Source organism: Azospirillum sp. B506, from assembly GCF_000333595.1.
GTDB lineage: Bacteria > Pseudomonadota > Alphaproteobacteria > Azospirillales > Azospirillaceae > Azospirillum.
On the sequence record NZ_BADK01000488.1, the window covers coordinates 1 to 1,311 of the forward strand.

Consider the following 1,311-nt stretch of genomic DNA (forward strand, 5'->3'; position numbering starts at 1 on the left):
ACTGGGCGACACGCAAGGTCCTGAGCTGGCGGCTGTCGAACACCATGGACGTCGAGTTCTGCATCGAGGTCGTGGAGGAGGCTATGGCACGCTACGGCCGGCCGGGCATCTTCAACACCGGATCAGGGCAGCCAGTTCACCAGCCCGCGCTTCACCGGCCTCTTGACCGCGGCCGGCATTCGGGTGTCGATGGACGGGCGCGGCCGCTGGATCGATTATTACAACGCCGAACGCCCGCACCGGCGCTCGGCGGCAGAACCCCGGCAGAGGTCTACGAGGGATCTCCGGACCGAATCAGAATGGTGGCATAACACGAACCGGAACCAAGCTTATTCTAGCCGCCAAACTGTCCGGGAAACAGGGGCCACTTCACTCACCGCTTCCTCAACTACGTCGGCAGAGAGCCGAAGTTCTGCCAGATTCAGGGGCCGGAGAGTTGGCCAAATTCCGGCTTCCATCTCAGATCAGTTGGACGACAACCTTGCCCTTAGCGCGCCCAGCATCGAGATAGGCGAGCGCCTCCTTCGCTTGATCGAATGCAAAAATCCTGTCGATCACTGGACGAATATGTTCGGCTTCGATGAGGCCGCCGATTTCGGCTAGCTGCTCACCATCGGGGCGAACGAACAAAAAGGAATAACGGACATCGCTTTTTTTTGTAAGGCGCAGGATTTTTCGGCTCATAAAACCGAAAATGATCCGGAATAACAGATTCATGCGGCGAGCTTGAGCGAAAGCAGCATCAAGTGGGCCGATCAGGGAGACGATGATGCTCTTTGGTTTGAGAATTTCAACCGACTTTTCAATGCTGTCACCTCGGACAGTTCCAAGAACTACGTCGTAACTGCTCAGAACGGTTTCAAAATCTTCCTTTTTATAGTCCACGACTTCATCTGCGCCGAGGCGCTTTACTAGGTCTACATTCCCGGTGCTGGTCGTCGTGCCGACTTTCGCGCCGATATGTTTGGCGAGCTGGATTGCGAAGGTGCCGATTCCGCCCGAACCGGCTGGGATAAAAATCTTCTGCCCGCGCTTAAGCCCTGCCCGTTCCTTGAGTGCCTGCCAGGATGTCAGGCCGACCATTGGAATCGAAGCGGCTTCGTTGAAGTCGAGGTTCAGAGGCTTAAGCGCCGCAAAGCGCTCCGGGACAGCAACGAAATCGGCGAGAGTCCCGCGGCCCAGGTCGAACACGCTGGCAAAGACGGCGTCGCCGACTTTGAAGCGGCTCACGCCACTGCCGACCTCAACGACGATACCGGCGACATCGCTGCCAATGGGTGCTGGAAGCTCAAACTTTAGCACTGGCTTAAA

Annotated in this window: 1 protein-coding gene and 1 pseudogene; one reads left to right on the plus strand and one right to left on the minus strand. The window is 57.2% G+C overall.

Annotation, left to right across the window (positions count from 1 at the left end; translation table 11 throughout):
- Window positions 1–311, plus strand: a pseudogene (locus I71_RS35960) (transposase); the annotation flags it as partial.
- A gap of 148 nt (window positions 312–459) precedes the next feature.
- Here the strand turns inward: I71_RS35960 and I71_RS14530 are convergent.
- On the minus strand, window positions 460–1,311 hold an 852-nt coding region (locus tag I71_RS14530), incomplete at its 5' end, for an NADP-dependent oxidoreductase (RefSeq protein WP_042695566.1).